Annotated in this window: 25 protein-coding genes; 3 read left to right on the top strand and 22 right to left on the bottom strand. The window is 54.8% G+C overall.

Annotated elements, in window-relative coordinates:
* Positions 1-9: 9 nt before the first annotated feature.
* The 8 genes from MUU53_RS14030 to MUU53_RS13995 form a co-directional block, all read right to left on the bottom strand.
* Positions 10-900, bottom strand: coding sequence for a Mu-like prophage major head subunit gpT family protein (locus MUU53_RS14030; protein ID WP_247261448.1), 891 nt, complete (start codon positions 898-900; stop codon positions 10-12).
* A complete protein-coding gene (locus tag MUU53_RS14025; protein WP_247261447.1) occupies positions 900-1,511 on the bottom strand; it encodes a helix-turn-helix domain-containing protein in 612 nt (203 codons plus the stop codon). The genes MUU53_RS14030 and MUU53_RS14025 overlap by 1 nt, the downstream gene beginning before the upstream one ends.
* Positions 1,512-1,869: 358 nt before the next feature.
* Positions 1,870-2,673 carry a hypothetical protein gene (locus tag MUU53_RS14020; protein WP_247261446.1) on the bottom strand — a complete coding sequence of 268 codons (804 nt, stop codon included), beginning with the start codon at positions 2,671-2,673 and terminating at the stop codon, positions 1,870-1,872.
* 136 nt (positions 2,674-2,809) lie between these two features.
* Complete coding sequence (locus MUU53_RS14015; RefSeq protein WP_247261445.1) at positions 2,810-3,250, bottom strand: regulatory protein GemA; 441 nt, start codon at positions 3,248-3,250, stop codon at positions 2,810-2,812.
* The gene (locus MUU53_RS14010; RefSeq protein ID WP_247261444.1) at positions 3,243-3,614 is read right to left on the bottom strand and encodes a hypothetical protein; all 372 of its coding nucleotides are present in this window, start codon (positions 3,612-3,614) and stop codon (positions 3,243-3,245) included. Before MUU53_RS14010 ends, MUU53_RS14015 begins: the two co-directional genes overlap by 8 nt.
* Positions 3,615-3,723: 109 nt before the next feature.
* Positions 3,724-4,488 carry an AAA family ATPase gene (locus tag MUU53_RS14005; RefSeq protein ID WP_247261443.1) on the bottom strand — a complete coding sequence of 255 codons (765 nt, stop codon included), beginning with the start codon at positions 4,486-4,488 and terminating at the stop codon, positions 3,724-3,726.
* On the bottom strand, positions 4,488-6,233 hold the full coding sequence (locus MUU53_RS14000; protein WP_247261442.1) for a helix-turn-helix domain-containing protein: 1,746 nt from the start codon (positions 6,231-6,233) through the stop codon (positions 4,488-4,490). Before MUU53_RS14000 ends, MUU53_RS14005 begins: the two co-directional genes overlap by 1 nt.
* Complete coding sequence (locus MUU53_RS13995) at positions 6,217-6,492, bottom strand: hypothetical protein (protein WP_247261441.1); 276 nt, start codon at positions 6,490-6,492, stop codon at positions 6,217-6,219. The genes MUU53_RS14000 and MUU53_RS13995 overlap by 17 nt, the downstream gene beginning before the upstream one ends.
* Before the next feature lie 312 nt (positions 6,493-6,804).
* Here MUU53_RS13995 and MUU53_RS13990 point away from each other — a divergent pair, with 312 nt between their 5' ends.
* Positions 6,805-7,380 (top strand): helix-turn-helix domain-containing protein, encoded by a 576-nt coding sequence (locus tag MUU53_RS13990; RefSeq protein ID WP_247261440.1) that lies wholly within the window; start codon positions 6,805-6,807, stop codon positions 7,378-7,380.
* A gap of 319 nt (positions 7,381-7,699) precedes the next feature.
* Positions 7,700-8,425, top strand: a complete 726-nt coding sequence (gene lexA / locus MUU53_RS13985; protein WP_247261439.1) for a transcriptional repressor LexA — start codon at positions 7,700-7,702, stop codon at positions 8,423-8,425.
* On the opposite strand, the gene MUU53_RS13980 is transcribed toward lexA, so the two are convergent.
* Positions 8,419-10,710: a ComEC/Rec2 family competence protein gene (locus MUU53_RS13980; RefSeq protein WP_247261438.1), complete on the bottom strand. Its 2,292-nt coding sequence runs from the start codon at positions 10,708-10,710 to the stop codon at positions 8,419-8,421. The two genes, lexA and MUU53_RS13980, sit on opposite strands and share 7 nt — an antisense overlap.
* A 510-nt stretch (positions 10,711-11,220) precedes the next feature.
* On the opposite strand from MUU53_RS13980, the gene gltA reads away from it, so the two are divergent.
* Positions 11,221-12,510 carry a citrate synthase gene (gene gltA / locus MUU53_RS13975; protein ID WP_062554384.1) on the top strand — a complete coding sequence of 430 codons (1,290 nt, stop codon included), beginning with the start codon at positions 11,221-11,223 and terminating at the stop codon, positions 12,508-12,510.
* A 108-nt stretch (positions 12,511-12,618) separates the two neighbouring features.
* On the opposite strand, the gene lpxB is transcribed toward gltA, so the two are convergent.
* The 13 genes from lpxB to rpsB all read right to left on the bottom strand — a co-directional run bounded on the left by lpxB (position 12,619) and on the right by rpsB (position 25,721).
* Complete coding sequence (lpxB, locus tag MUU53_RS13970) at positions 12,619-13,809, bottom strand: lipid-A-disaccharide synthase (protein WP_247261437.1); 1,191 nt, start codon at positions 13,807-13,809, stop codon at positions 12,619-12,621.
* The gene (locus MUU53_RS13965) at positions 13,806-14,687 is read right to left on the bottom strand and encodes an LpxI family protein (RefSeq protein ID WP_281435138.1); all 882 of its coding nucleotides are present in this window, start codon (positions 14,685-14,687) and stop codon (positions 13,806-13,808) included. Before MUU53_RS13965 ends, lpxB begins: the two co-directional genes overlap by 4 nt.
* Before the next feature lie 10 nt (positions 14,688-14,697).
* The gene (gene lpxA / locus MUU53_RS13960) at positions 14,698-15,513 is read right to left on the bottom strand and encodes an acyl-ACP--UDP-N-acetylglucosamine O-acyltransferase (RefSeq protein ID WP_247261435.1); all 816 of its coding nucleotides are present in this window, start codon (positions 15,511-15,513) and stop codon (positions 14,698-14,700) included.
* Entirely contained in the window at positions 15,510-15,977 is a 468-nt protein-coding gene (gene fabZ, locus MUU53_RS13955) for a 3-hydroxyacyl-ACP dehydratase FabZ (protein ID WP_247261434.1), read from the bottom strand. The genes lpxA and fabZ overlap by 4 nt, the downstream gene beginning before the upstream one ends.
* Positions 15,970-17,028, bottom strand: coding sequence for a UDP-3-O-(3-hydroxymyristoyl)glucosamine N-acyltransferase (gene lpxD, locus MUU53_RS13950; protein ID WP_247261433.1), 1,059 nt, complete (start codon positions 17,026-17,028; stop codon positions 15,970-15,972). Before lpxD ends, fabZ begins: the two co-directional genes overlap by 8 nt.
* A 50-nt stretch (positions 17,029-17,078) precedes the next feature.
* Entirely contained in the window at positions 17,079-19,406 is a 2,328-nt protein-coding gene (bamA, locus tag MUU53_RS13945) for an outer membrane protein assembly factor BamA (protein WP_247261432.1), read from the bottom strand.
* Positions 19,407-19,595: 189 nt separating this feature from the next.
* Entirely contained in the window at positions 19,596-20,717 is a 1,122-nt protein-coding gene (rseP, locus tag MUU53_RS13940) for an RIP metalloprotease RseP (protein WP_247261431.1), read from the bottom strand.
* Between the two features lie 29 nt (positions 20,718-20,746).
* Positions 20,747-21,580 carry a phosphatidate cytidylyltransferase gene (locus tag MUU53_RS13935; RefSeq protein WP_247261430.1) on the bottom strand — a complete coding sequence of 278 codons (834 nt, stop codon included), beginning with the start codon at positions 21,578-21,580 and terminating at the stop codon, positions 20,747-20,749.
* Positions 21,580-22,323, bottom strand: a complete 744-nt coding sequence (locus MUU53_RS13930) for an isoprenyl transferase (protein WP_247261429.1) — start codon at positions 22,321-22,323, stop codon at positions 21,580-21,582. The genes MUU53_RS13935 and MUU53_RS13930 overlap by 1 nt, the downstream gene beginning before the upstream one ends.
* Before the next feature lie 50 nt (positions 22,324-22,373).
* The gene (gene frr, locus MUU53_RS13925) at positions 22,374-22,931 is read right to left on the bottom strand and encodes a ribosome recycling factor (protein ID WP_170973316.1); all 558 of its coding nucleotides are present in this window, start codon (positions 22,929-22,931) and stop codon (positions 22,374-22,376) included.
* Positions 22,932-22,980: 49 nt separating this feature from the next.
* Positions 22,981-23,706, bottom strand: a complete 726-nt coding sequence (gene pyrH / locus MUU53_RS13920) for a UMP kinase (RefSeq protein ID WP_062554790.1) — start codon at positions 23,704-23,706, stop codon at positions 22,981-22,983.
* 97 nt (positions 23,707-23,803) lie between these two features.
* Positions 23,804-24,730 carry a translation elongation factor Ts gene (tsf, locus tag MUU53_RS13915; protein WP_247261428.1) on the bottom strand — a complete coding sequence of 309 codons (927 nt, stop codon included), beginning with the start codon at positions 24,728-24,730 and terminating at the stop codon, positions 23,804-23,806.
* Positions 24,731-24,953: 223 nt separating this feature from the next.
* A complete protein-coding gene (gene rpsB, locus MUU53_RS13910) occupies positions 24,954-25,721 on the bottom strand; it encodes a 30S ribosomal protein S2 (RefSeq protein ID WP_062554373.1) in 768 nt (255 codons plus the stop codon).
* Between the last annotated feature and the right edge of the window lie 179 nt (positions 25,722-25,900).

The raw sequence follows: 25,900 nt of genomic DNA, 5'->3' as shown, positions 1-25,900 counted from the left end.
ACGTGCTCCTTAACTCAGCCAGGGCGTAACGATCAGGTCAGCGGTTCCCTTCCAGATATTGGAAGAACCTTCGATCTGATCGGAAAGCAGCAGAGTTCGCGCCCTCGCTTCCAGCGTTGCAGGTACGACCAGGTGCGTAGGCGTGATCCCGAGCTTCTGGCCGCGATCCCCGGCAAATGCTGCCATTGCCTGACGTGCAACAGCATAGTTTGCCGCCGACAATTCGCCCTTTGAACCAAACGCGAGCTGCCACAGGCCAAAGCCACAGTTCACGCGGGCGCGGATGCCGTAGACGTAGTCATCGGTCATGAACACGCGAGAATCATGCGGGTCTGTGAGCGATTGGAACTCGTACTTTTCACGCTCTTGCCAGATCATCGGCTTCATTGCCTTGGACAGATCAAGCAGGAACCAAGCCGGTTCCGTCCCGGCCTGCATGTTGGAAACCGACTCGGTCACCATTTCGGTTCGGGCATAAGGATGGTCTGTGTCGAAGAAGTTCTGACCATCGAAACACAAAGTCGAGAAGCCGGAAGACAGAAGGGAGAATAGCTGCTTATCCGGGTGGATTTTCGTAACACGGCCCATCTCCTGCACCATCGGCTTATAAATGCCGACCTTGTCATCAGAGATATCGTCGCGCTTCACCTTCACGGTGCTTTCGAACTTCTTGTTCTTGATGCTGAAGCCGTGGGCTGCCAGTTCCTTGATTTGACGGTCGCCAACCCATTCGCGAAGGTCAGGGAACTGCCCGAGCCAGCCATATTGCTCTTCGCTGGTGTTGCTGTTTACCGTCATCGCCAGAGTGTCTTTGTAGCTCTGAGTGGCGTCAAAGCTCTCTGTATAGATCGTTTTGAAGCCTTTAAAGACGAGATCGAGATTTTCCTTGCTGATCAGCATCAGATTTTACCTTGTTTGAGGAGTTCCGCCCGGATTGTCAGCACGACCGTTCCGGGCACTTTGAGAATGTCGCGAATTTGCGAAGGACTATGACCTTGCAGGAGCAAGCGGCGAACTATCCTCTCGCCTTTGGTCCACTCTGGCAGTTGATCCAGTTTCCGTGGTTGTTTAGGGTGGCCTACCGCGAAGCCAGAATTGAGCATCCGAGCCTTTTCACGATGAACGGTACGCATACAGACACCAGTCCGTTGCGAAATTTCGCGTACAGAAACTCCGTCCTCTTCAAGAAGCCGCCGTATTCGTAAGCGGTCCAATCTGGGGACATAAAAGTATCCTGTGGTTCCCTTGAATGGTGCGACCGCCTCGCAAATTCTATGCGCAAGATCGAAACCGATCCTCACGGCCAAGGGGTGATGAGGTTTCAAGCTACTGAGGGATGGCAATCGCAGACGTTCGCCACCGCATATACTTGCCAACTCCAAGGCTTCATCGTCGCCAAGTGTCTCTCTGATTTGGTTGAAAACCGTGAACCGACGATCATCGTCTTTATCGCCAACAAACGATACAAGAGGTCGCTTCTTATCAGCGGTCTTCCGCGAAACGATCGACATCAAAAGCTACCGATCTTGCGAGCGGATGCTCGTGCGGTTGGTGGAATAACCAACAGCAAGGATAAGCAGACTTCGAAAAATTGATCTTTGACCATATGCTCACCACACTGCATTCAGGCAAGCAGTGCCGAGCACACCGTGTTTGCCGCAACAAAACGAATAGCAGTGGGCTGACAAATGGCAGTCCCTGACAGGTGTCAGCCTTGGCAAGTTTTGACAGTGAGCGCGTGGCAGGGCGGGACCGCATCCGGGCCTTTACCCGGCTCCCACCAATGGTCATCTAGGACAACGGACTTCGCTGCCACGCAACCCAAAGTAACGCGACTTTTAGGCCAGGTAAAGCAACCTTTACCCTACCCTATATCTTTGTGTGGCCCATGCTGGGATGGGCTATCGGCTCTTCATCGCTATGATAAAAATTGATTTCATCCCAATTCGCGGCAGCCGGGAGCGCGAATGTGAAATCTACAGGCGAACACCACTCTTCAGCGTCGACTAGTGCCTTGTCGTGAGCTGCTTTTGCCCCTTCCTTCTCAGAAGCGAGATGGAGCATCATCGCGTCTACCGCTCCGATTGCGAGCATGTGGTGAAAACCGAAGCGTTTGAGGAGGCGAGCCTCATTTTCGCGTTCGAGAGGGCTATTCGCCTTGCGCCAAGCATGAAGCGCTGAGAGAGCCTTCATGTTTTTCTCGAACGTAAACCAGTAACGTTTGAATTTGGTGTCTAAAAGGAATGGCTGTGCGAAGGGATAGAGGCTTTTTGCAGTCTGCTCGCCAATCTGCGCCGCATCATTGTATGCGCGCATATCGCCTTTTATGCGCATGAGTTGTCGAAGAAGCTGAAATTTCTCTGTCGCGAATTGCTCCATTAACGCCTTTCGCGCATGCCGTTGCGGAGATGCCAGTTCTTCGTTCAGGCGCAAAATCTCCGCTTGATCCGCCTTCCAGATAAAATAGGGCGCAGAAATAACTCGCAGGATCAAGGTCGCCACAACCATGGCCGCGACCACAAGCGAGATATAGACTGTCAAATCGGGAGGGATAGTAAGGCCAGCCGCGAAAAACAATGCAGGCCCAATAGCCGTTAAAACGGCGGCATAAATGTCGATGCGCATCAGCGAGCGCCGAAAAGCGAATTCAAGGATGAGTTTCAGATAGCGCATCCTAGCAAGTTCGCAGAAGTGAAAATCTTTGTGGAGTCGAAACATCCACCTGAAGGCCGTGGAACGCGACGAATACACAGGATGTTACTGTGTGCGGAAATCCCGCCATCCGCCTTCCACGGCCTTCAAAACGCCTTCAAATTCGATCCTGCTGGCGAGCGAGCATCGCCTTGAGTGCCGAAATCACTTTCGCCGCCTTTTTGTTGTCAACGAACCGCAATGCCCCGACCTTGTGGAAGCGCCCAAGCCACTTGTTAAGTTCTGCATCATCGGGGTCATCGGCGCCGCGCCATTTAACCCAGAGTGAGCGAATGAGATCAATCTGAGGCGGCGTTGCCATAGTGGGCCGATAGCCATAGGTTCGCTTCGTCCAGGTTGAACGGAAGCCACATGCCGTCATGTACCGCATGACATGGTTGAAGCCGACCAAGTCTAGTTCGGCGGCTGTTTCCACCTTTCCGTACCGGGCAAGAATCGCCCGGTACGTATCGTCATCAAGATTGAGATCGCGCTTGGCAACGTGAAGAAGTGCGATCTGCTTTTTGGTGATGGTGGCAGACAAGGCGATATCAGGCATCTTGCTTTCTCCACTCCGGTGCGCAGGAACCCAACAACACGCCGGTTGCCGCGTGGACAACCGAACATACGATATGAGTTGGCAGCGCCGTCATAGCTGCGATCTCCTTTGGATCACGGATTGAAAGCTTACTCCGCTCGATATTCCTCATCTCATCTGTGAGCGCGCTGGTGAAGAATTCGGCATCATCGCACTGGGATTTAATCAAGCACCAGACGCCATGCGCCTCCTGCTTCAGCGATTCTTCTCGCCGGAGCGCAATTTCAATCAACGCTGCTGCTGCTTTGATCGCGCTAATCGAGTTCTCCAGACCGTCAAAAAGATCACCTTTTCCATTGTAAGTTTGAGTGCGGGTTATCGTCATTTCAGTCTTCTCCGTTTTGGCAAAGCTTCGCCTACGCCGCACAAAGGTGCGAAGCTTCAGGTTTCAGATGATGTGAACTTTTAGAAAGCGGTGATCAGGCCGCTTCGGGCTAAAGCAATTTTAGGATTTCGGATTTGGGTTTGAAAAACTTCAAACCTTTCTCCAAATGCTCACGCCGGATGCCTACTGCTCCAGCAGTAAGACGTTGTGCAAATTCGAGAAGATGAACGAGTGCGCGAAAATTGGTCGCCGTTCCGTAGGCGGTAAGAACAGAGTAAGCATCCGTTCCCTCGACATTGAAAGTTGAGCCGATCAGTTCACAATCACGCTTGGTCGGCCCGGGCAAATGCCAAGGCGGCAATATTCGGCTATTGATCTGCTCAAGCGTATCCGCATCGTTCTTGCCGCCAGCGAGCCGTTCTTTGTTACCAGCCAAAACCAGTCCAATTGAACACCGCTCCTGAACCCGAAGCAGTTCTCGGAACGCGGTCACCTCCAGAGTTTGCACCTCATCGACCACAAGTAGACGCGGGAGAGTTCGCCATTCTCCGTCAATAAACTCATCATTTCCTCGAAAATGATAATAGACAAGTTCTTCAATATCGCTGGCGTAATTCTTTCCGCTCTTTACACCGATGCTGAATAGGAGCAATTCAAGCATCGATTTTGTCTTTTTAGTTCCGGCGGTGATTTCGCAATAGCTACCTCCCATTTCGTTAGCTACCTGCCACAGAGCACAGCTTTTACCCGTACCTGGCGGACCGATTAGGCGAACGGGCCGATGCAACTCAAGACTTAACAGGGCGGCTTCGCGGACCATGCGTATGGTTTCCGTCTCTACGATGGACTTTGGAAAGTGGTCAGGGCGGATCATTATATGCCTCTTCCAGTTAGACGCATTTGTGCGAGAATTGCGGACATTTCGCTGTTCTGTTGCCGAAGCTCTTCATCCCGCTTCTGGCGAGCATTAATCTCAACGGCGACGGGCGGAATTGCCCGCCGCTGAGATCCGGGTCGGGTGACAGAAATTGTCCCATCCGGCTCATTCGGAATGACAGGCAAGTGCTTTTGGCCGAAGGCGATCAGTTCCGCGCCTACATCAATGTCCGGAACCGACTTGCCGAGCTTGGCAATAGCCTTGTTGCGAACCACGTTCCTGCGAGCGCTCTCCTTCGCGCCACGTTCATCCAGTACGTCGAAGACCTGATCAGCGACGGCGATACCTATTTCGTTGCCGTGCTCATCTGTGATGAGCAGTTCGGCAAAGCCGTGATATTTCGGTACGTGAGCGATCACCTTGCGCCCGAAGAATTCAAGCAAACCATCGCATGTCCAAGGAACATTGCGAATGCTGATGCCATGTTTCTCGACAAGGCGTGGTTCCGGCTTCGTGAATACTGTCAGAAGCTGATCGGAGTTCAAAACTGTCGCCTTCCAACCATTGTTTACATGCGCCATGAATGCGAGCGCAGGTGAGGTTTTTAGCTGCCCTTTTTGCGGCATGTGCTCATATGCCGTCAGATGACTGAAAAATTCTGCGCAAAACGCATCGAAGCCATGCGGATATGGATCGTGGAGCCTGCCAAGCTGAGGGCGTTTCGGGTTCATTGGATCGTCATCACGCCAGCCCTTGATATGCCGTGCATGCTGCTGGTTGAACTGGCGAAACCAGCCTTCGACATGTTTCGCCGCCGCATTGTAGGCCTTCGCACGGATGATGCGATTACGCTCTTCCCTGCCATCAAACGTTCCAATAGTTGCCCCAAGGCGCAAGGCGTCTTCGAGATCGTCAGCGAAGCGGTATTCCGAACCGTTGTCGACATAGAGGAACTGCGGGACGCCAAAGGCCGGATGCTGGCACATATTGACGAAGGCAGTGATGATATCTGCATTGCGGACGCCGCCTCGGTTGTCGAACTGGATCAGCTCGCAGAATACCCGGTTCGTCGCTATGTCATGGAAAGCGATCAGTTTTGGTGTGGAATAGGTCCCGTCATCGCGGCGGACATGAATGTTCAGATGGTGAACGTCCATGACGACAATCTCCATGGGCATGCGGTCGGCGGAGGTTCGCCGGATGCGCGGCTTGTTGTCTTCGCTGGCCTTCCGATCTGCCTTATGGCGATACACCGCCTTAAAATGGTGCTCTTCCTGGACGAATGCCTGCGGGATCGCGAACACGCGCTCGTCTTGGCAGGTGAAGCCGTAGGCGGCGCTGATTTCTTTGAGCTTCTCCGCTGTCAGAACGCGGGTCTGCTTGAATTGACCGCCACCCTTGATCAGACCCCGAACATGCTGCTTGATATCTCGGTGGATCGTCGCCATCGTCGCATCATCGAACGGAACCGCACTCATCCACGCAAGGCTGATGTAAACTCTGCGGTTTCCCTTGTCCCGGCGCACCTTCTGCGCAAGGCCGTGGATGCCCTCCAGTTCGTATGTCTCGATCCAGCTATAAAGGGTGGAGCGGGTCAACGTCCGGTAATGTCCGGTCCAGTCGAGACGCTGCGTACCGTGAAGCCTGTCGATTTCAGCCTTGCGTTCACCGCTGCCCTTCGGATGGTCCAGAGCGACTTTGATAATGTCGTACTTCCATGCCCTTTCAAACCGAGCCGTCATCGCCAAGACGAAGCCTTGAAACGGCTTCATCGGTCATTTGAAGGGCCTTCAAACGCTCTTGAAGGTGCGGCGGAAGGCTGGAAACCTTGACCTGATACTGAATACCAGACCGACCGCCGCGACCGTGGAAGGTACGGACTTCAAGAGCGTGGCCTCTCCACACTTGTCCAGAGTAGGACAACGAAAGAGCGCGACGAGCCTTGCGAGACGATATCCCCACCACATCAGCAAACACATCCGCCGTCAGCCACTCAGCCATTTAAGCCGCCTGTCGCTCGACTGCGTTCAATATCATCTGGACGAGCCGCTTGGCATTGTCGCTTTGAATTTCCCCGCTAAGCGACTGTTCGGCAGTGCGACGAACTATTCCGTTCGCTCTGCACCAAGCATTAAAAGACGAGCTCTGAAGAACAAATTCTGCCCTTACACGTACGAGTAGCTCTTTAGATGGCGACTTGGATTCGGCTTTCATTTCGAAGTCCACCCTGATAAAACTGCATTATGCAGACCGTATGTCCGCATAATGCAGATGTCAAGCGGCTATGTCCGCATTTCGTAGATGGATATGTTCATGAGTGAGCCAGCGTCCCTGAAAGTGCCTGAAATTCTGGAGAGGATGAAATCAGCATCCGGTATTGGCACCGACGCGCACTTAGCTACGCATCTTGGAGTATCCAATAAAACGGTTTCGTCTTGGCGTTCGCGGAACTCAATCCCGATAGAAGCAATTCTTCAAATATCTGAAGAAACGAATCGTCGAATTGACTATTTTCTGTTTGGCGAAGATCGTCCTTCGTTGAGTGGGGATGAGTTTGTTGAGATGTTTCAGTTCGATGATCTTCGCATTAAAGACTTTGAGATTGCGGGCGAGAGTATAATCGTTTCCGTTTTAGGGCAGTTTGCGGACCAAGAACTTGCCTTTATGGATGAAAAGGAACTTTCCGAGCACGGGAAGAGCTTAGGCGCGTCAATCTTGCGCACGCTGGCCCTAATAAGGCACGAAAGACGCGCCCTACTGGATAGCGGAAAGATGGACGAAGCGTCCTTCAATGACTACGCGCGCAAGGCCTTCCGCACTGATCTGCCCCACTTTGTCAACGCAATAGAGAACCGCGCCGAGCGACGTAAGAAGGAAGGTCCGCAATAGGGTCCTCAATCTCTCACAGTATCTCACTGACAACGACTTGATGTCCTCAATAAATCCATAGAAATCAGTTATTTAATGTTTCCGCTGGAATATCGTAAAACGAGTTGGCCAATTGGCGCATTGGGAACCCCGTTTTCCTCCTAAAAAACGCTGAAAAATCAACGAAACAGAGCAGTTTTCATTCCAGAATAAAGACCGGCGCTATTCCAGATTATTTCTCGCGCCTCCATATCCAAGACCGAAGCCCGATGCTACTTGCGGAACACATATGGAACAGATAGTGTCTGTTCTGGATTTGTTTCCAAAAGGATGACGATGTATGTTAACACGCAAACAGCACGAATTGCTTCTTTTCATTCATGCACGGATGAAGGAGGCGGGCGTGCCTCCGTCGTTTGACGAGATGAAGGATGCGCTGGATCTGGCATCCAAGTCTGGGATTCACCGCTTGATTACTGCACTTGAAGAGAGAGGCTTCATCCGTCGGCTACCAAATCGTGCGCGGGCGCTAGAGGTTATCAAGTTGCCGGAGCCCTTCGGTGTGACACCTGCAATACCGAAACGTGGCTTTTCGCCAAGTGTCATCGAAGGATCGCTCGGCAAAGTTCAGCCGCCTCCGCCTGCTCCAGTGCAGTCGAAGGCCTCGGACGAAGATAGCCAGTCCGCATCGGTTCCTGTTATGGGGCGTATTGCAGCCGGTGTCCCTATTTCTGCTATTCAGAACAATACCCATTCCATCAGCGTTCCTTTGGAAATGCTTGGGCCCGGAGAACACTACGCGCTTGAGGTCAAAGGTGATTCGATGATCGAGGCCGGTATTCTGGATGGGGACACGGTGATCATTCGGAACGGCAATACAGCCAGCCCCGGCGATATTGTCGTAGCACTTGTGGACGACGAGGAGGCGACGTTGAAACGTTTCCGCCGCAAAGGCGCATCGATTGCGCTCGAAGCTGCGAACCCCGCTTACGAAACGCGCATCTTCCCGCCAGACCGCGTCAAGGTACAGGGCAAGCTGGTAGGCCTCATTCGGCGCTATCACTGAACCCGAAGTCGACGGATAGTCTCGTCGTCTAACGGCTGGAATGTGTTGGTTCGCCAGTCGTAAAGACGGTGCAACTGCCAAGGTCTTTCGTTGCTCTGAAGTGCGGACTTCAGTGTCCAGGAAGAAGGATGAGGCTGACCGTTAAACCATACTTCGATCGAGCCTGTCTGCTTCAGCTTTGCCACCGTCAGGAAAAGCGCACCGGAGCGACATAGAGTAAACGGCGAGCCGGATACGATGACGAGGTCTGACCTGTCGCACGCGTATCCTGTAAGCCGTGTATCACCCACGATCGCGATTCTGGCACCTGATGGGCTACGCCCCATGCAAATCAGATTTTTGACGCAAGAGAAACGCGGCCTTTGAAGCGGCGGTAACTGGTCTATTGCCAATGCTTGGTCGATGAGCGCGATCTCTTTGCTCGTTAATGCATGACGCGGCGTCTTGCCTAAAACCGTTCCTGATACTGTCCGATTTGACTCTGGTGCCGCCTCGCGCTTCCCCATATCTACCCTCGTCACGATCGGCATCACGACCTCCTCAAGGCCTAGCGCGTTCTTCCATTGTTTGAATACGAACTCGGATGGTCTTTCCGTCGTGACGGATGCCGACGTCCCACTCAAGAGCGCCGCCATTCTTCCATCCTCTGCAACTATGAGATCGGGTCTGGACGGATCCATTAGTCCGTTGACACAAACTGAAGCCACAAGAATGAGGAGACCCAACCATCGCAGTCGTGTCCGCAAGAGCGAGAAGAGGACGAGACCGGCGGTGGCAACAGGCAATAGCCAGCTTGCGGCACGCCCCGTTTCTATATTTCCACCCCAAGAGGCCACCTCCAGCGCGACCGCGATTACCAGCTTCAAGCCAAGAGACATGATCATGAAGAACGGTTGATCGAGCCCGAAGGGCATCAGAAGCATGCCAATGAGTCCCGAAGGCATGACAATGAGGGAGATGATGGGCATGGTCGCAAGATTGGCAGCGAGGCCATAGGCAGTCAGCTGATTGAAATGCGCAATGGAAAAGGCCGCAGTTGCCAATCCTCCGATCAGGGATGTCATCAAAGTCCCAGCCAGAACCCGAGAGACGCCGGACATAAGGCTACGAACGGAAAAGCCGGAAACGAGCGCCTGATCAGACTCATGCGCGCGATCAGCCCAGATGCGATAGCAGGCAAGCAGAGCAGCAGTCGCAGCAAACGACATCTGGAAGCTGGCGCCCATGACGCTGGATGGGTGAAGAACAATGATCACCAACGCCGCCAGGGCGATGTTGTGCATACTCAACGAAGGGCGGTTGAAGAGAATGGCCAACAGCAAAATCGCCATCATGATGTATGCCCGCTCAGCTGATACGCCGAAGCCGGATATACAATAATAGGCCGTCACCATCAGAAGCGCACCGAATGCGCTGACCTTCTTGACAGGTACGCGCGCTGAAACGCCGGTTAGCATAACGAGCACAGTTCGTAGGCCGACAAAAAAGATTCCAGCAGCAAGCGCCATGTTCAGGCCGGATATGGCAACGATGTGGGCTAGGCCAGATGACCTCAGAGCCTCCACGACCTGTGGCGAAATCGCCCGTCGTTCATCCGTTACGATGGCAGCCGCAAATGCGCCCTCATCGCCGGGATTGAGTTGCCGAATACGATCACCGACATAGCTGCGCAATGCGAAGGCAAACTGCACGGCCTGTTGCCAAATCCCTTTTGCTTCCTGAGCACCCAGTATCTCGGGGCTGCCGTAGAAAAAGCCCGTTGCACCAATGCCGTCGAAATAGGCCGGAAAGCTGAAATCGCTCAAACCGGGAAGCGCCGGCCCTGACGGCGGCGTCAATCGCGCGCGTCCACGCACGACAGAGCCCGTCTGCAAAGGGTCTGTCTTGCCGCGCACGATGAGCGTCACACGTTCAGGCGCGCGCTTCAGTTTCGGTCCAGAGGTCTCAAGGATGTTAAGGACGTAACGCCAACGCTGGTCGCCGACAGCTTCGCGACGCTCGACGACTCCGGTCACAGTCGTCGTGACTGGGCTATCGAGAATGATTGTCGCAAGCCTGTCGGATTCAAATCTGGCAAGCAGCATCCCCCCTGCCAGGAGACCGGGAATGGCAGCAGCAAGTGACAGCTTTTGATAGCCCGCTCGCCCCAACAGACATGCCGCAGCAAGAAAAAGGCTGGCTAACCAGAGATGGGCCAGGGGAGGTGCAAACGGAAGTGCAAACCAGATTGCCGCACCGGTGCCCAGAGCGACGGGCAGAAACAGGAAAGCATGTCCAAAAGACACCTCTTCGGCCCATATGCGCTGGTACCACAGTTCCTTGCTTTCAACAGCAGCCAGCGGCTCGGAGTGGTCATTCGATGGCGGACGCGTTGGGGGTTGTAACGAGGAGCTATTCCCCCGAGATGCATCGGCCAAGTGCACCCAGATTTGAGTCGCGTCTTTAGGGCGGAGAAAACGCAAGAATGCACGCCCAACGAGTGCCCGATCCACTATATGCTGCCTTGAAAATCGCTTGCTAAGTTAAATATGAAGGGCAGACTGCATGTGGTGAACGAGCGCGTCAATCGGCGTCAAACCAAACTTGTTGGCTAAATCTGTATTGGATCGATTTAATTCAACATATTCGCGGGACACCCTCTTTACTGTCTCGACATGAGGTCGTTAAGCCCTACTTTCGCGGTGCACAAAACATCATGTCGAGCGCTTGGCAGGGGCTGCGAGATCATATAGCTAATTGCACAGCTTCAGTTTTCCTGGCGCGTCCTGCGCCGTTCCGCCCATCGGAGGATCAGTATGACGGACACAAATGCACATCTTGGACTAGGCGATAAGAAGGTTGACCTTCCGGTGCGCAAGGGCACGATCGGGCCGGACGTTCTGGACATTGGCGCGCTCTACAAGAACACCGGCACCTTCACCTACGATCCCGGCTTTACGTCGACTGCATCCTGCGAATCCAAGATCACCTTCATCGATGGCGATGAAGGCGTACTTCTGCATCGTGGCTACCCGATCGAACAGCTCGCAGAGCATGGCGACTTCCTGGAAACCTGCTACCTGCTGCTCTACGGCGAACTGCCGACAGCTGCTCAGAAGAAGGATTTCGACCATCGTGTAACCCATCACACGATGGTGCATGAGCAGATGAGCCGTTTCTTCACCGGCTTCCGCCGTGACGCTCACCCAATGGCCGTCATGGTCGGCACTGTTGGCGCCCTTTCCGCCTTCTATCACGACTCGACGGATATCACGGACCCGCATCAGCGCATGGTTGCATCACTTCGCATGATTGCGAAGATGCCGACGATCGCTGCAATGGCCTACAAGTACCACATCGGCCAGCCCTTCGTATATCCGCAGAACAATCTCGATTACGCCTCGAACTTCCTGCGGATGTGCTTTGCCGTACCGTGCGAAGAATACAAGGTTAACCCTGTTCTCGCCCGCGCCATGGACCGGATTTTCATCCTTCATGCCGATCACGAGCAGAACGCTTCGACCTCTACGGTTCGCCTCGCAGGTTCGTCTGGCGCCAATCCGTTCGCCTGTATCGCAGCTGGCATTGCCTGCCTCTGGGGTCCTGCGCACGGTGGCGCAAACGAGGCAGCGCTCAACATGCTGCAGGAAATCGGCACTCCGGACCGTATTCCCGAATTCATCGCTCGCGCGAAGGACAAGAACGATCCGTTCCGCCTGATGGGCTTTGGCCACCGCGTCTACAAGAATTACGATCCGCGCGCCAAGATCATGCAGAAGACCACGCATGAAGTGCTGGCAGAACTTGGCCATTCGGACGATCCGCTGCTGCAGGTCGCAATGGAACTGGAAAAGATCGCACTGACGGACGAGTACTTCATCGAGAAGAAGCTCTACCCGAACATCGACTTCTATTCCGGCATCACGCTGAAGGCCATGGGCTTCCCCACCACCATGTTTACGGTACTCTTCGCACTGGCCCGTACCGTCGGTTGGATCGCACAGTGGGCGGAAATGATCGAAGATCCGCAGCAGCGTATTGGTCGTCCGCGCCAGCTCTACACCGGCGCGCCGAAGCGCGATTACCTGCCGCTGTCCAAGCGCTGAACCTCGTATCTGCCATGAGAAAAAGCCCGACATTCTATCGGATGGCGGGCTTTTGTATGGATAGAGCTAAAGATCTGGAATTCGCACCGGACTTAGGCTCGGCGCAGCTCAACGAGGAAGTTTGCTCCGCTCCGCGAGCAGGTTGAGTACAACCCTGGCCCCAGCGAGACCTGGAGGAGTGTCGGTCGCAAGCTTTGCCCGGACTTCGTCGAACCCGCTCTGCATTACACGCAATTGAGGCGTATCGCGCGACAGCACCTCCGCCCAGCGCGCAAAATAGCCAGGGCGCAAAAGATCGTTCAGGTGTTCCGGAATGACAGGTTTGTCCGCGATGAGATTGGGCAAGGCCGCTGACCACACCTTGATCCGTGACAGAAACAGCTGCATCAACAGATCGGTCTTGTACATGGAAACGGTTGGGACACCGCACAGTGCAAGCTCCAGCGTCACTGTCCCAGAAGCGGCAAGCGCCATATCCGCCTTGGCAAAAGCATCCCATTTCTCCTGCGGCGTCCTCGTGACCATTGGCTTTACGCTCCAGTCCGCAAGCAGCGATTCAACGAGAGCATGTTGACGCGAAACCGTTGGAAGGAGAAAGGTTGCCGACGGATTTCGACTGCGAATGAGGTCCGCAGTGTCCTTGAGAATTGGCATCAAGCCCTTGATCTCGGTTGACCGCGATCCCGGCAAAAGCAGAACACAGGGACCGGAGCCACGACCAGTGACTTGGCTTTCTGCCAAAATCTGGCGCTGCTCACGCACGCGCTTCACGTTCGGATCCGCCGTTAATCGATGGCCGATAAACGTTGTTTTCGGTCCACCCAGCCGAACCATCTCTTGTGGTTCAAAGGGCAGGACAGCCAGCACATGATCGACATATCCCAACATCGCCTGAGCGCGGTACTCTTTCCAGGCCCACACGCTCGGACAGACATAATTCACGATGGGCAAGCCGGGGAGTTTCGCGCGGACATGTTTCGCGACACGATGGGTGAAGTCTGGACTGTCGACAATGACAAGCAAGTCAGGCCTGGCTTCAACAATTCTGTCGGCAGTCTGGCGTATGCGGCGCATAAGCTGCGGCAACCGCTTCAGAACCTGCGTTATTCCCATGATGGAAAGTTCGGAATAGTCAAAGAAGGACCTGAGTCCTTGTGCCTCCAGCGCATCCCCACCAACCCCGACGAGTTTGATCGTGCCGCCGAATTCAGCTCGCAGATAATGCACGAGATTGGCAGCGAGGAGATCCCCGGACACTTCTCCCACAACCACCGCGACCTTGAGTTCTCTTCCGTTCACGGCAGCCCCAACCCATCCAGTCCCAGATCTAAGCCAGCGATGAAAAGACCATGTTGGTCAGCAAGTTCCCCAGCCGCATCCCGTTCCACAATCAGTGAGCGGCCTGCCTCAACAGCCACACCTGACAGACCCGCGGCCGAGAGTGCTGCAATTGTCGACGGACCGATCGTTGGCAGATCTGCACGCAGATCCTGCTGAGGCTTACACAGTTTGACAAGCACACCCTTTTTCCGTTGGGATATCCGTCCTGATCGACGCAGGTCAGCGACACGGGAAAGCATGGAATCTGTGCCCTCGGCACCCTCCAGGGCGATGATACGGCCACCGACGCAAACGGCGCCCTGCCCGATATCCAGGCGACCGAGAACGGTTGCCGCCTCAACTCCGGCCTTGATGTCTATCCGATCCTGATCCGTCAAAGCTGGGCCGTATAGCAATCCGGTTTGCGCGACAAGGTCAGGAGCAATTTCATGGACCCCGCAAACACGGCAACCCATACCCTCAAAAATGCCGATGACCATTCGCAGGACAGCGTCATCTCCACCGTTGATCAGCGTCCGCACGATCGAAGGCAAGCGAAACACCACCCGCAACGTCGGGTGAATACTACCCCAATCCGGCCTCTTGTGAACACCGCCAGACATGACAACGCGGCCGATCCCTTCCCGCCGGACGATCTGCTCAATCAAGCGCGCATCGCCTATGTCCGCAACCTGAGTGGAGAAGCCCGAAAAGTCAGCATCCGCTTCGTTTCTGAGCGCGATGATATAGGGATCATCCTGCGCTCGCCGCGCTGCCTGGGCCACATACAGAGGGAGGAAACCACGCCCTGCAATGATGGCGAGCCTACCAGTAGTGTGGCCTCCACCACCGACCAGAGACACCGGCTTAAGCCTTCCCGCGATACGGAGACGATATGGCTCGATCACTCTCGGCACAAATGAAGTCAATCACCTCGAGCGCCTCAGGGCAGTCCAGGTAGTCGTTCCGCAATGTGGCGGCATTGCTGCGAACGGAGCCCTCAGCCTCGAAAATATCCTTGTAGGCTCGCCGAACCTTGTGGATGACAGCCCGCTCTATGCCTGCACGCGTCATCCCCACAACGTTGAGACCACCCAGAATACCGGGATTACCGTTCAACATTCCATAGGGAATGACGTCGTAGTTGACAGCAGAGAGCCCACCAATAAAGGCCTGCCTGCCAATTCTCGTGAATTGGTGCACAGCACATCCACCGCTCAGGATAGCGCGATCTCCCACAATGACATGCCCTGCAAGCATGACATTGTTGGACAGGATAATATTGTTGCCGAGACGGCAATCGTGGGCAACATGCGAATTGGCGAGAAACAGGCAGTCATCTCCGACGCTCGTTATGCCACCACCGCCTACGGTTCCAGAATTCATCGTCACACCTTCACGTATTGTGCAACGCGCTCCGATGATAAGCTTCGAGTCGTCACCGGCTTCATGCAGGCTCTGTGAAACACCCCCGATGACGGCCATCGGATGAATCTGGCACTGGGCGCCGACTTCCGTAAATCCGTCGACCACAGCATTCGAAATAATGTGAACGCCATCTTTCAGGACAACGCGGGAGCCCACTCTTGAAAAGGGGCCGATAACAACGTTTTCACCGATGACTGCGCCATCTTCGACAACAGCGAGCGGGTGAATACGTGCACTTGCAGCTATCGAACTCATTCAGCTTCCTTCGGGCGCATCATGGCGCCGATATCTGCTTCTGCGACCAGTACATCGTCAACCAGAGCATCGCAGTGGAACTTCCAGATGTTACCACGCTGTTTCTGCTTCTGAACCCGAATTTCAACTCGGTCGCCAGGAACAACCGGCTTGCGGAAGCGAGCATTGTCAATTGTCATGAAGTAGACGAGGTTGCCGCCAGCACCCTGCTTCCGCGCACAGATGGCGCCAGCCGTTTGCGCCATAGCTTCCACAATCAAGACGCCGGGCATGATGGGTCGAGTCGGAAAGTGCCCCTGAAAATGTGGCTCGTTGACCGTAACATTCTTAATGCCAACCGCGCTCTCGTCCCCATTGATATCAACGATCTTGTCAACAAGGAGAAACGGATAGCGATGAGGCAAGAGCTCCATCAGCTCCATGATATCGACTGAATCCAGCACGTGCTGCGACTCATCAGCCATTATTTTCACCCTTCTTCTTCAAGCGACCTTCGGCACGCACCATGATTTCGGCCGATTCTCGCAAAAAATCGCCCAAGGGACGCGCAGGCATGCCACCATATTTTGCGCCAGCAGGAACGGGTGTAATCACGCCGCTCATTCCCGCGATCTGAGCGCCATCACCAATGGAAATATGTCCGTTGACCCCGGCAGCGCCGCCAATTTGGACTCCACTGCCAATCACCGTCGATCCTGCGACACCCACACCACTTGCCATGGCGGTATGCCGGCCGACCCGCACGTTATGGCCGATTTGAACGAGATTATCGATCTTGGTGCCCTCGCCAATGACTGTATCATCCATGGCACCACGATCAATCGTTGTGTTGGCGCCAATTTCGACATTGTCCTGAATGATCACGCGCCCGATCTGGACGATTTTCACCATACCGGTAGCACTGGGCGCAAAGCCGAATCCATCCTGTCCGATGCGAGCGCCGGAGTGAATGATCACGTTGTTGCCGATAAAGGTGCAGGCAAGCGTAACATTGGACGCAATAGAACAGCCCCGACCAATCTTGACGCCGGGTCCGATGGTGACGCTAGAACCAATGTGAGTGCCAGCTCCAATCTCGACGCCGGCGCCAATGACGGCGAATGGCTCAATAGTAACATCCGCCTCAAGACGCGCGGTCGGATCGACATGGGCAGATGGCGAAATGCCGGATGTTTGAACCTGCGTCGGCCGCAATGCCGCTGGATACAAAAGCGAGGCCATCAATGCAAATGAGGTTTGGGGCGATTTGGCACGCAGAACGGAAATTCCGGCCGGCACATAACCCTCAAGTCCTGAGCCGCAGATGATGGCGGTGGCAGCACAGGTTTCCAGTTCGGCCCGGTACTTCCTGGATGCAATGAAGCAAACATCGCCTTCCTTGGCACGATAAACAGGCGAGACTCCCCTGATCATCGAGCTACCAGCACCTTCATCCACGAGTTCAGCCTGACACCGGTCTGCGAGTTCACGCAAACTGAACGCCTGAGAAGGCGGAAAGAAAGAATGTCTATCCATGAAGTCAAGCTCCCGAAGAGCAATCGGCCCTCTTTCGAGGGCCGAGAAGATCAGAACTGGTTCGCCATGCTGAAGCGGAAGCGCTGTTCCTGATCGTAGTCTTCCTTCATGACCGGAACCGCATAGTCGAAGCGCAGAGCTCCGAACGGAGAGGCCCAGGTGATGCCTGCGCCCACAGATGCGCGCCATGCCGAGCTCGTACCCTGGATACCGGCTGTATTGGCAACTTCGTTGCCGTAAAGCGTACCCGCATCTGCGAAAAATGCTGCGCGCAGACCAAAGTCTTCCGGAACAACCGGCAGCGGAGCCGTCACTTCCGCAGACGCAGTGAAGTACGTCGTACCACCGATCGTGTCACCATTACGCATACGAGGACCGATACCATCGTTCTCGAAACCGCGAACCTGACGGCCGCCCAGCGTAAACTGGTCAAACACATTCAGCTTGTCGCCTGTTGCAACAACATGGCCCGCACCAACAGACAACTGACCAATGAGGTCCATTTCATCCGAAAGCGTGTGGAAGTAACGAGCGCGACCATAGATCTTGTAGAACTCGGAATCGCCACCGAGACCAGCATATTCATGCGTGACCGTTGCATAGATGCCCTGACGCGGGAGCGTCATGCTGTCGAGCGTGTTGTAGGTCAGCGTCTGGGAAACAGACGACTGGACATAGGTACCGCCATTCACGAGATCCAGATACGGACGCGACAGGCTGGTCTTCCAGTCGCCATCACCGCTATACTGGATTTCCTTGTAGTTATACCGGAATGTCGTTGCCAGTTCTTCCGTGATCGGAGCCGTCACACGCAGCGTAAAGCCCTGCTCTTCGTAGGTGTAATAGTCGTTTGAAGAGGTCTGGCTCTTGAAAACGTCAAAGCCAGCAGCAAGGCGATAGCCAAGGAAGTAAGGTTCAGTGAAGTTCAAGGAGTAGGTGCGCGAGCTATCCTGACCACCACCGGCGGCGATACGGATGTACTGACCGCGACCCAGGAAGTTCTTTTCCTCGACTGAGGCCTCCAGAACGACACCGTCGTTGGCCGCATAACCTGCACCAATACCAAATGAACCCGTTGCCTGATCCTCAACATCTACAACGATCACGACGCGGTCAGGGGACGAGCCCTGCTGCGTGGAAATATTGACCTTGCCAAAGTAACCCAGAGCTTCCAGGCGGCGCTTGGCACGCGTGATCATCGTCTGGTTGAAGGCATCGCCTTCACTCAGGTCGAATTCGCGACGAATGACATAGTCACGTGTACGCGTGTTGCCGCGAATATCGATACGCTCCACGTAAGCGCGCTCGCCCTGATCAACCAGATAGGTGACGCCAACAGTGTTCGTCTGGAAGTTACGATCGCCGCGCGGCGTAACACGCGCGAACGGATAACCGGCACTAGCGACCTTTTTGGAGATCGACTCCATCGTCTTCTGGATTTCCTTGGCGTTGTATGTGTTGCCGCTCTTGGTCTGCACCAGACCCTGCAACTCTTCGCCACTAATACCGCTGACAGTTGATTCGACCGCTATATTGCCAAAATTGTAGCGCGCGCCTTCTTCAACCGTGAACGTAATTGTATACTCGTTCTTCGATTCATCCAGAACTGCGCTTGAAGAGACGACGCGAAAATCCGGATAACCGTGATTGTAATAGAACTGGCGCAGCGCCTCTTCGTCAGCGCGCAGCTTATCATCGGAATAGACGTCCTTACGCGTGATGAACGAAAGCGGGCCACTTTCCTTCGTGACCAGCACGTCATGCAGACGACGGTCACCATAAGCCTGATTGCCGACGAAATTGATGGAGGAGATCTTTGTGCGCTCACCCTCGTTGATCACGAAAGCCAGGTTCACTCGACCCTGTCCGACTGGAGCGGTCTGGGTCGTGATCTGGACATCGCTACGACCAATCGACGTATAGGCTTCCTTGAGGCGCTGAATATCCGCCTGAATGATTGCATCAGAGTATGGTCCGAGCGGCTGTGTCTGCACAACGGACTGGAGCTTGTCATCCTTGATCTTCCGGTTGCCGTTGAAAACAACCTGATTGACCAGGCGGCTCTCATTGACCGAAACCACCAGCGTCCCACCCGAAACGGAAATCTTCACGTCTGAAAAATAGCCCGTCGCGTAAAGACGCTTAACCGACTCATCAACGTCCGAATTGGAGAACGCGACACCCGGGCGAATGGTAAGATTTGAACGCACAGCCTCCTGGCCAGTCCGCTGGGCGCCACGCACATCAATTCGCTGAATTACAGCGGCTTCAGCCGCAAGAGGAGATGCAAGCACCACGACGCTTGCGCCCGACACGACAACACCAGCAGACAGCGCAAACGCCGACACTGCGTTCAAAAACTTTGAACCAGCTTTCATTTCAATTCTTACCTTTTCCCGTTGTCCCTCGGCGGGCGGTAACCCGACTCCGGCCACGTGTGTCGTTTTACCTGCTTTTACCCTACAAGCAAGGTTTCCCGTTAATTTCTATTTACTTCCTTGCGAGCCGTGTCGCAATCGACACGGCCACCTGCAAATAAGGTAAACAGATTCCTTCCCAGAACGCCTTCAGCCTATGAGATTGCTGATGTCGTTCCACGTTGCAAATACCATAAGGCTAAGAACCATAGCCAGTCCAATACGAAACGCAATCTCTTGTGCGCCCGCCCCAAGTGGTTTTCCACGAATGGCCTCAATGGCATAGAACACAAGATGGCCACCATCAAGTACTGGAACCGGCATCAGATTGAGCAACCCTATCGAAACGGACAGGATGGCGGCGAGCTGCATCACGGCGGCGAGTCCAAGTGTCGCCATCTGCCCGGATGCCTGCGCCACCCGAACTGGACCTCCCAGCTGATCTGCCTTCATTCGACCGGTAATGAGGTTTCCAATATAGCGAAACGTACCAGATATGATCTGTCCAGTTTCGATCACGCCTTCTCTAACCGCCGCCAGCGGCGTATACTGAATGCGGCGGAAATTACCGCTTTGCTCGTTCGTAACGACGCCAATCAAACCCATTTCCACTTTGTTGCCAAACTGGTCGGTCAGTTCCGTCCGCTTGGGAACCAGTGGAAGGTCTTGGCGCTGGCCATTCCGCTCAATGGTGACAGTAACGAGTGTTTCCGGACGAATGCTGACATAGCGGCGAACATCATCGAATGTCTCGATTGCAGATCCATCCAGTGCGACGAGACGATCCCCGGCCATTATGCCAGCGGCGGCGGCGGCACTGTCTGCGCGCACTTCTGAAACAACCGGATCGGAAACGGATCGTCCATACACTCCGAAAAGGATTGCAAAAATGACGATTGCTAGGAGAAAATTCGCAATCGGACCGGCAGCAACTGTTGCAGCACGCTTCCAGAGCTTGGCGCCCCCAAGAGTTTGTGAACGCTCTGCCTCAGTCAGGCGTCCAAGCCCTTCGAAATCAGGTCTGCTCGAAGCAACCTCATCGCCCCAGAACTTGACATAACCGCCAAGTGGAATCGCGGAGATCTTCCAGCGAGTGCCGTGCTTGTCGTTGAAGCCAACGAGTTCTGGCCCGAATCCAATGGAAAATGCGGTAACTCGAATTCCGCTCCAGCGACCGACAAGATAGTGCCCCATCTCATGAACGAAGACGAGCAATGAGAGGACAAGAATAAACGGAATCAAATAGCCAGTGATGAAGCCGAAAACGGCCATTTCTTCCTCCGCGCAAAATCCGGCTCAATTTACAAGCCAAATACGAATGCTGCAACTGATGTACCACCTGCTTCAGACCACGCGGCAGATATCACCGCAAGAAGAAAAGCCGTGAAACTGGCAAAAACGAGGCCGTCTACCCGGTCCATCACTCCCCCGTGACCAGGAATAAGATGACTGGAATCCTTCACGCCGAACCGGCGCTTGATAAACGATTCGAACAGATCGCCGATTTGACTTGCAATGGAGAGCAGAAACGCGAGACCAAGCGTCCGAAATGTCAACTGCGGAAAGAAGGATAATGACACAGCACCTCCGGCAATCACCCCGGATACGGTACCCCCAATAGCTCCCGACCAGGTTTTCCCCGGCGATATGCGTGGTGCCAATTTCCTCCCGCCAACGGCGCGCCCCACAAAAAACGCAAAAATATCGGTCGCCCACACGATCGAGAAGACGTAGATCATGGCAATAAAGCCTGTTGCATCATTTCCCCTTATTGCCGCTAGGGAAACGCCACTAAGGCCCGCGTAGAAGATACCGCCCGGAAACCAACCACTACAATCTCTCACATATAGCAATATCAATCCGGTGACGGTTAGACCAGCAAGCAGAGGAATGCCAAGAGCGGGATCGCCCGCGATCAAATTCAGCGACAGGAGTGCAATCGCCAGCCAACCGAAGGCGTAGGAGGGATAGTGCCGTGCCGACAGGCCGGTCATCATTGACCATTCGTAATAGATCGAGATCATGATCAAGGCCGACAGGATGTCGAAGGCCAAGCCACCCATCCATGTCGCCCACAGCGAACCGACTGCCAAAACGATTGCCGAAACAATTCGCTTTTTCAACTCAGCCGACATCAACCTACCACCGCCGCTGTGCTTTCAGAAAGACCACCAAAGCGACGATTCCGCCCAGCAAAAATGCGAAGAGCCTCATCAAACATCTCTCGACCGAAGTCAGGCCAGTAGCCTGAGAGAAAGACGAATTCGGCATAGGCAGCCTGCCAGAGCAAGAAATTCGAGAGGCGCTCCTCGCCGCTGGTTCGAATGATCAAGTCGGGATCAGGAATCCCAAATGTGTCCAACTGTGATGCCAGCTGATGCTCCGTGATATCCCGCGACGCCAGTTCTCCCGCCTCAATCATGGCCGCCAGGCGGCGCGTCGCACGCGTGAGTTCATCGCGCGCGCCATAATTAAAGGCAATGATCAACGTGAGGCCTGAATTGCGTCGGGTGGTATCCTCAGCCTCAAGCAGAAGCGGTAGGATGTCTCCCTTCAAGTTCTCGCGATCCCCTATGACCTTGATGCGAACATTTGCCTTATGCAGCTCAGCGAGATCGCGTCGGATGAAGCGTCTCAGAAGCCCAAGAAGGTCAGCAACCTCGGCTTCCGGACGACTCCAGTTTTCTGAGGAGAATGCGAACAAGGTCAGATAACGTATGCCGTAATCACCGGCCAATTCAACCGCACGACGAACGGCCTCCACGCCTTTGGTATGTCCAACAGTCCGTGGCAGGCCCCTTTCCTTGGCCCAGCGCCCATTGCCATCCATTATGATAGCAACGTGCTTCGGCACATTCGGCGTTGAACCACTAATCATGGAATATCCGTTCATCTCATACCGATTCAACCGGGGAGCGCACACGCCGTTTAAACCTGCATGATTTCCTTTTCCTTGTCAGCAAGCAAGCGATCAACCTCGGAAATCGTATCATCCGTCATCTTCTGCACTTTTTCAGACTGTGCGCGGCTATCATCCTGACCAATGACGCCATCCTTTTCAGCCTTCTTCAGGGCTTCCATCCCGTCGCGGCGGACGTGGCGTGCGGCAACCTTTGCCTTTTCGGCATAATCATGAGCCACCTTGACGAGTGATTTACGCCGCTCTTCATTGAGTTCCGGCAGCGGAATGCGCAGTGTCTGGCCGTCGACGATCGGGTTCAGACCGAGATGTGATTCACGGATCGCACGGTCGACAGCCCCGACCATCGTCTTGTCCCAGATGGAAACCGAAAGCATACGCGGCTCTGGAACGCTGATGTTGGCGACCTGATTCAGCGGAACACGCGAGCCATAGGCCTCCACGGTGACCGGATCCAGAATGTTTGCCGAAGCACGGCCTGTTCTCAAGGAAGCAATATCGCTCTTGAATGCTGCAATGGCGCCGTCCATACGACGCTTGAGATCGTTGAGATCCGTTCCGCTCATCATACACTCCATTCTTCTTGCTGTCGAGGCATCCTGACCGCGCCTGATGTCAGTTATCGGTTACGATGGTCTTCAGGCCACCACCCGTCAAGATTTGGCCGAAACCGCCCTTCTCGTGGATCGAGAACACGATGATTGGAATACTGTTCTCACGCGCCAGAGCCACGGCAGCAACGTCCATGACGGCCAGCCCCTTCTCCAGTACTTCGCTATGCGTAAGCCTATCGAAACGAGAAGCGTTCGGGTCCTTTTTCGGATCGGCAGAATAGATACCATCTACCTGCGTTCCCTTGAAAATAGCCTGGGCACCGATTTCGGCGGCCCTGAGCGCGCCAGCCGAATCGGTCGTAAAAAAGGGGTTGCCTGTTCCACCGGCAAAGATCACCACGCGGCCCTGCTCCAGATGATGAAGCGTACGCCGCTGGGAGAAACTTTCACAGATTTCCGGCATCGCGATCGCCGAGAGAACCACCGTTTCTATATTGAGCTTGCGCAGGGAAGTCGCCAGCGCCAGCGCATTGATCACCGTTGCCAACATGCCCATGTGATCGCCAGTGACGCGATCTCCGCCCTTGGATGCAACAGCCACACCGCGGAAAATGTTGCCTCCGCCGACGACCACGCCGACTTCCACTCCCATGGAGACGGCCTCGGCAATGTCGGCGGCAATACGATCGGCGACAGTCACGTCGATACCAAAGCCCTGACTGCCCATCAGCGCCTCACCAGAGACCTTCAGCAGTACACGTTTATAGACGGGTTGGGTGGAAGACATGGAAACTCCTTCGAGGATCGCACCGAATGCCGGATACACGAAGGGCATCGCATTGTCACGCGATGCCCCAGGCTTTTACAGGTTTTAGGAAGAAAGCTTAGTGCTTAACGGCCGCAGCAACTTCTGCAGCGAAATCCGTCTCTTCCTTTTCGACGCCTTCGCCGAGCAGGAGACGAACGATGCCCGTGACTTCGATCGGCGCACCGGCATCCTTTTCCGCTTCCTTGAGAGCAGCGGCAACCGTCAGATCGGGATTGATGACAAATGCCTGCGAGAGAAGCGCGACTTCTTCAAAGAACTTGCGCATGCGGCCTTCAACCATCTTCTCGATGATCGCGTCCGGCTTGCCGGAGGCGCGGGACTGCTCGATGAAGACGTTACGCTCACGCTCGGCAACAGCAGCGTCGACTTCCTCGGCGCGAACCGCCAGCGGGTTGGTGGCAGCAACGTGCATGGCAACCTGGCGGCCGATAGCAGTCAGAACATCCTTGTTACCGGTCGACTTGAGAGCAACCAGAACGCCCAGCTTGCCAAGCGAATCAGCAGCAGCGTTGTGGATGTAGGTCGCAACCACACCGTCTTCGACCGAAAGCTTTGCAGAACGGCGAAGCGTCATGTTCTCGCCGATGGTGGCGATTGCATCCTTGATCGTATCGGTGACGGACTTGCCGGTCGCCGGGTAGGTTGCAGCCGAAACAGCCTCAACAGAACCATCAGTCGTCAGTGCAACAGATGCAACGCCACGGACGAGATCCTGGAACGCATCGTTACGGGCAACGAAGTCGGTTTCGGAGTTGACTTCGACAACCACGGCGCTGGTGCCAGCGCTGGCAATACCGATGAGACCTTCTGCAGCAGTACGGCCAGACTTCTTGTCAGCCTTGGCGATACCCTTGGCGCGCAGCCAGTCGATCGCGGCTTCCATATCGCCATTGGTTTCGGCGAGCGCCTTCTTGCAGTCCATCATGCCTGCGCCGCTCTTCTCGCGCAGTTCCTTGACCATTGCGGCTGTGATTTCGCTCATTTTCGCCTCTTATCGATTTGTCGGATGCGCCTGCTGGAATCAGGAACCGGCGCCAATTTGGAGCACGAATGTACTCGGGACTATAACAGCGTTATGAATGGCACTCCGGCGCATCAAGCTATCAACAGCGTGCATTCGGCCACGGAGCGTCTACATTCGAATGAAGGCCGCCACGAGGGCGACCTTCAAATCATGAACCGAAGAGCCGAAGCTCCCCAGCAAATTACGCCTGAGCGTCTTCAGCCAGAGCCGGCTCGATCGGAGCATCGGCAGAAGCGCCGATATCGCGACCGGAAGCGCCCTGCTGGCGAGCCAGACCGTCGATTGCAGCGCGGGCAACGAGGTCGCAGTAAAGCGAAATCGCACGCGAAGCGTCGTCGTTACCCGGGATCGGGTAGTCGATGAGGTCTGGATCGCAGTTCGAGTCGATGATGGCCACGACCGGGATACCCAGGCGCTTGGCTTCGTCGATAGCGATCTTTTCCTTGTTGGTGTCGATGATGAACATCAGGTCCGGCGTGCCGCCCATGTCGCGGATACCGCCGAGAGCCTTTTCCAGCTTCTCGCGCTCGCGCTCAAGGTTCAGACGCTCCTTCTTCGTGAAGCCCTGGGCTTCGGAGTTCAGGATTTCGTCGAGCTTGCGCAGGCGCTGGATCGAGTTGGAAATGGTCTTCCAGTTCGTCATCATGCCGCCGAGCCAACGGGAGTTGACGTAGTACTGGGCAGAACGCTTGGCGGAATCAGCGATCAGTTCAGACGCCTGACGCTTGGTGCCAACAAAAAGAACGCGGCCGCCACGAGCAACCGTGTCGGAAATAACCTGCAGAGCGCGCGACAGCATGGGAACAGTCTGCGCCAGGTCGATGATGTGGATGTTGTTACGATCGCCGAAAATGTACGGCTTCATCTTCGGGTTCCAGCGATGTGTCTGGTGACCGAAGTGAACGCCAGCTTCCAAAAGCTGACGCATGCTGAAATCAGGCAATGCCATGCCTTTTACTCCTAGTTTCCGGTTTAACCCCCGCGAAACGAACAGCTGCATAAACAGCCACCGGCGGAACAGACCGGATTTCTCCCGGCCAATCCCAAGCTTCGCGTGTGGAATGAAGGTGCGCATAACCGCCTTGTCATCCAATTGCAAGACCCGCACCGATTTTTTAACTACCCTGC

The sequence above is a fragment of the Affinirhizobium lemnae genome (genome assembly GCF_022968395.1).
Lineage (GTDB): Bacteria > Pseudomonadota > Alphaproteobacteria > Rhizobiales > Rhizobiaceae > Neorhizobium > Neorhizobium lemnae.
Note: the sequence above shows the minus strand (reverse complement) of the source record. Positions and strands in the feature narration are given on the sequence as shown.

What these genes read in the sequence shown, in the direction of transcription:
- MUU53_RS14030 (WP_247261448.1), bottom strand. Translation starts at nt 900, where the DNA reads ATGCTGATCAGCAAGGAAAATCTCGATCTCGTCTTTAAAGGCTTCAAA.
- MUU53_RS14025 (WP_247261447.1), bottom strand. Translation starts at nt 1,511, where the DNA reads ATGTCGATCGTTTCGCGGAAGACCGCTGATAAGAAGCGACCTCTTGTA.
- MUU53_RS14020 (WP_247261446.1), bottom strand. Translation starts at nt 2,673, where the DNA reads ATGCGCTATCTGAAACTCATCCTTGAATTCGCTTTTCGGCGCTCGCTG.
- MUU53_RS14015 (WP_247261445.1), bottom strand. Translation starts at nt 3,250, where the DNA reads ATGCCTGATATCGCCTTGTCTGCCACCATCACCAAAAAGCAGATCGCA.
- MUU53_RS14010 (WP_247261444.1), bottom strand. Translation starts at nt 3,614, where the DNA reads ATGACGATAACCCGCACTCAAACTTACAATGGAAAAGGTGATCTTTTT.
- MUU53_RS14005 (WP_247261443.1), bottom strand. Translation starts at nt 4,488, where the DNA reads ATGATCCGCCCTGACCACTTTCCAAAGTCCATCGTAGAGACGGAAACC.
- MUU53_RS14000 (WP_247261442.1), bottom strand. Translation starts at nt 6,233, where the DNA reads ATGACGGCTCGGTTTGAAAGGGCATGGAAGTACGACATTATCAAAGTC.
- MUU53_RS13995 (WP_247261441.1), bottom strand. Translation starts at nt 6,492, where the DNA reads ATGGCTGAGTGGCTGACGGCGGATGTGTTTGCTGATGTGGTGGGGATA.
- MUU53_RS13990 (WP_247261440.1), top strand. Translation starts at nt 6,805, where the DNA reads ATGAGTGAGCCAGCGTCCCTGAAAGTGCCTGAAATTCTGGAGAGGATG.
- lexA (WP_247261439.1), top strand. Translation starts at nt 7,700, where the DNA reads ATGTTAACACGCAAACAGCACGAATTGCTTCTTTTCATTCATGCACGG.
- gltA (WP_062554384.1), top strand. Translation starts at nt 11,221, where the DNA reads ATGACGGACACAAATGCACATCTTGGACTAGGCGATAAGAAGGTTGAC.
- lpxA (WP_247261435.1), bottom strand. Translation starts at nt 15,513, where the DNA reads ATGAGTTCGATAGCTGCAAGTGCACGTATTCACCCGCTCGCTGTTGTC.
- fabZ (WP_247261434.1), bottom strand. Translation starts at nt 15,977, where the DNA reads ATGGCTGATGAGTCGCAGCACGTGCTGGATTCAGTCGATATCATGGAG.
- lpxD (WP_247261433.1), bottom strand. Translation starts at nt 17,028, where the DNA reads ATGGATAGACATTCTTTCTTTCCGCCTTCTCAGGCGTTCAGTTTGCGT.
- bamA (WP_247261432.1), bottom strand. Translation starts at nt 19,406, where the DNA reads ATGAAAGCTGGTTCAAAGTTTTTGAACGCAGTGTCGGCGTTTGCGCTG.
- rseP (WP_247261431.1), bottom strand. Translation starts at nt 20,717, where the DNA reads ATGGCCGTTTTCGGCTTCATCACTGGCTATTTGATTCCGTTTATTCTT.
- MUU53_RS13935 (WP_247261430.1), bottom strand. Translation starts at nt 21,580, where the DNA reads ATGTCGGCTGAGTTGAAAAAGCGAATTGTTTCGGCAATCGTTTTGGCA.
- MUU53_RS13930 (WP_247261429.1), bottom strand. Translation starts at nt 22,323, where the DNA reads ATGATTAGTGGTTCAACGCCGAATGTGCCGAAGCACGTTGCTATCATA.
- frr (WP_170973316.1), bottom strand. Translation starts at nt 22,931, where the DNA reads ATGAGCGGAACGGATCTCAACGATCTCAAGCGTCGTATGGACGGCGCC.
- pyrH (WP_062554790.1), bottom strand. Translation starts at nt 23,706, where the DNA reads ATGTCTTCCACCCAACCCGTCTATAAACGTGTACTGCTGAAGGTCTCT.
- tsf (WP_247261428.1), bottom strand. Translation starts at nt 24,730, where the DNA reads ATGAGCGAAATCACAGCCGCAATGGTCAAGGAACTGCGCGAGAAGAGC.
- rpsB (WP_062554373.1), bottom strand. Translation starts at nt 25,721, where the DNA reads ATGGCATTGCCTGATTTCAGCATGCGTCAGCTTTTGGAAGCTGGCGTT.